The following is a 3,003-nucleotide window of genomic DNA, read 5'->3' as shown; positions in this document are numbered from 1 at the left end:
GCCGAGAGCGTTGGCGACCAAGCGGCTGGCCGCACCGGGGTCAGGGATGGCGGTGGCCACGGCCAGGGCGATGACGCCAGTGGCGGTGCCGCTCCCAACGTTGTCGGGATTGCGGAGGTCGAGGGTCGTCACCATCTGGTCGTAGGTCTGCGGGCGTACCTCCCTCTGAAGCTCGGAGACCCCGTCGCGCAGCGCGTCGAGCATCAGCGCACACTCCTCGACCGCGTCGGACCAGGAGTCGGGGAAAGACTTGCTGGCCGACTTCTCCCATAACGGCAGCCACACTGTGCTGAGGTTTTCGTCGCTCTCAACAAGCGCGGCAGCCGACCGGGTCTTGCCGATGATGTCGGGCCAGTCTTCAACGGTCAGGGGTTTGCCGCTGCTCATGGGCTTGCTGAGGGCGATGGCGTGAAGGACGGCTCCGACGAGCGCTCGGGGGTGACCGTGGGTGATGACAGCGTCGCGCAGTACGTCGACGAGGAATCGGGTGTCTGCGGTCGGGTTGGGGGCGGCCCAGACATGTGGCTGGATGCGCATTGCGGCGCCATTGCCGCCTGCGGCGAGGTAGCCGTCGTAGAAGTTGCCGAACCACGGGACGGTCGATCTTGCGATGTTGGCTGCTGCAGCTTTGCTCGCTCGTCCGCCACCGAGGGCGTATGACGGCCAGACTGCGAGATCGACCTTCGCGAACGCTTCCGGGTCGAAGCCGCTTCCGGAGATGGCTCGGCTGGAGGCGAGGCGCAGTTGGGTGTCGTCGGAATAGGTGCCGGCCGGCAGAACCATCTCGACGCCGAACTTGCCACCGACTCTACGGGTCCACTCAACCGTCGCGGTGACCTTCGGCGCACCGACGCGCTTCTCTACGTACTGCGGAGTGGTGCGTTCCGTGATGAAGCCGAGCGCGTCAGCCCAGGCGGCCCAGAGCATCGAGCGCGTCACCCGGTCGAGATGGGTGTTCGGCTCGCTTGTCACAGATACACCTCCGGTTTGCAGGTCACGGGCACGTTCTCGGTTGCAGGCCACAGGCTGAGGATGCCGTTGGCTTCGTCGACCAGGTCTTCGGTCTCGACGTAGACCGCCTGGAGGTGATCGAGTCCCAACTGGGTGGGGTAGAGAACTTCGGCCTGGTCGTTGGTCGTCCATGAGTCTGGCATGGAGGTCCGACGTGTAGAAACGCTCCCGTGATGACCCCACGGGATGGCGGGTCCGAAGAGCGCCTCGAGGCCGTCGACTCCTTCGCCTCTCTTGACGGTCTCCTCGTAGGAGTTGTTCGTGGTTGCGAACACCACTCCGGGGTCGCTGAGGATGTCCGGCCGGAATGACAAGACCGGCCACCACAGGTCGGCGCCGTCGTGCCTCTTCCGGGAGACGGTAAACATCCTGTGGCTGATGTGGCTGATAGACATGTTGACATACCCGACCCAGTCCGCGTCCTTCCAGCGGCTGCCCCACACGGGCTTGCAGATGTGTTCGAGGTACTGGTCGGTGTCGAGGAGTTCGCGGGAAAGAACCGCGGCCTTGGCGGCTACGCCAATGAGGCCGAAGTTCGTGGTGAAGTGGAGGATCTCGGTGATGGCGCGCGCGGCGACGACCGCGGCGATGTCGGTCGGGGTCATCGCGCCCCCGGTGCGGCCGGACCGGTCGTCATCGAGTCACGACCTTCTCGTAGGTGGTCGGGTCAAGGAGCCCGACGAGGGTTGAGGGGTCCTGGCCCTTGTACCCCAGCGCCACGGTCCGTCGGGCACGGCCGACACCCATCGCGATAAGTCGCCGCAGGTTCTCCAGTTGGCCGTCGCCGGCGTCGGCGCCGTGCGGAGTGACCTGCTGGTTCAGACCGGGCATGAGAACGTGGTCGAACTCCAGACCCTTGGCAGATGCGAGGGTGCACAGGCCGACGGCCTCGGGGCCGGTGGGCCAAACAGAGGATCGGCTGAGCTCAACGAACGGGATGCCGTCGCCGCGAAGCCGGTCGCGGAGATAGCCGAACCAGCCGCCGCCGAGCGGGTGAAGGAACGCGACAGACTCAGCAGTGAAGTCCACGGTATTGGTAAGCCGGTCGAGCATGACGTCGAGTTGGCCCGAGAAGTTGCCCTCAACGACGAGCGGCAGCGGGCCGTCGGTTGTGCAGGAGGTGAAGTCGGGCAGGGTTCCGTCATCCTCCATCGGGAGGCCATCGACCAGCGGGCGGGCGAACGCGGCGATCTGGCGGGTGTTGCGGTAGTTGTTCGCCAGGCTGTAGCGGTTCACGAAGGAGTCGACGCCGGCTTCCTTCCAAGTGAAGTGCCGGGGGTAGATGCGCTGCGCGGCATCGATGACGAAGGTCACGGTCGCGGGGTCGGCGAGGTGAGCGAGGACCGCGCGGATCTGGTTGGCAGAGAAGTCCTGGGCCTCGTCAACAACGACGATGTCCCACTTCGGCGTACCGGTCACCGACATGGCAGCGACCTCAAGGGCGACGTCGTTCCAGTCGCGCTGAGCGAGGGCGGCCTTCTCGGCGTTGTAGGGCAGGACGACCTCGTTGAGCAGGCGTTCGCGCAAAGGACGTTCGACGCGCGGGGTAGAGCCGCGGCCCTCGCGCTTCACGTCGAGGTACTCGTGCAGGCGGCCGGTCTCGAACCGGCCCATCAGGTACTCGACCTCGTTGCCGAAGTACCGAAGGTCGGTCACCACGGGCTTGAGGAACCGCCGGACGGAGGCTGCGGTGTCCTCGTGCCCCATGACGGGCGGAGCCCCGAGGAGCCCACGAGCCCACTTGCCGAAGGTACTCACCTCCAGGTGCAGGCCGGTATGGCCGGTGACCTGCCGGCGGGCGAGCTCGGCAATATACCCCTCGAGGGTGCGGTTGTAGGTGAGGACGAGGACGCGGACCGGATCAGCGAGGCCGAGTCGGGTGCGGCGCTGGGTCCAGTAGTTGCACTGGTGGCGGAGGCGGAGTAGCGCCGTCGTGGTCTTGCCGCTGCCGGCGGCGCCGCGAATGAGGGTGAAGCCTGGCGTGGTGTTCGC

General features: G+C 66.3%; 3 protein-coding genes. All 3 read right to left on the bottom strand.

The genetic code is table 11. The annotated features are described in order from the left end of the window. On the bottom strand, positions 1–972 hold a 972-nt coding region (locus E7Z54_RS10055; protein WP_206056120.1), incomplete at its 3' end, for an ADP-ribosylglycohydrolase family protein. After that, positions 969–1,616, bottom strand: a complete 648-nt coding sequence (locus E7Z54_RS10050; RefSeq protein WP_136433328.1) for a DarT ssDNA thymidine ADP-ribosyltransferase family protein — start codon at positions 1,614–1,616, stop codon at positions 969–971. The genes E7Z54_RS10055 and E7Z54_RS10050, both read right to left, overlap by 4 nt. Positions 1,617–1,644: 28 nt before the next feature. Next, on the bottom strand, positions 1,645–3,003 hold a 1,359-nt coding region (locus tag E7Z54_RS10045; RefSeq protein ID WP_136433326.1), incomplete at its 5' end, for a 3'-5' exonuclease.

The organism is Nocardioides sp., from assembly GCF_004803405.1.
GTDB classification, from domain to species: domain Bacteria; phylum Actinomycetota; class Actinomycetes; order Propionibacteriales; family Nocardioidaceae; genus Nocardioides; species Nocardioides vastitatis.
The sequence above is the reverse complement of the archived record's forward strand: the minus strand, read 5'-3'. Positions and strand labels throughout refer to the sequence as shown.

Excerpts from the sequence above, each read along its gene's own strand:
- E7Z54_RS10050 (WP_136433328.1), bottom strand. The coding sequence starts at position 1,616 with ATGACCCCGACCGACATCGCCGCGGTCGTCGCCGCGCGCGCCATCACC.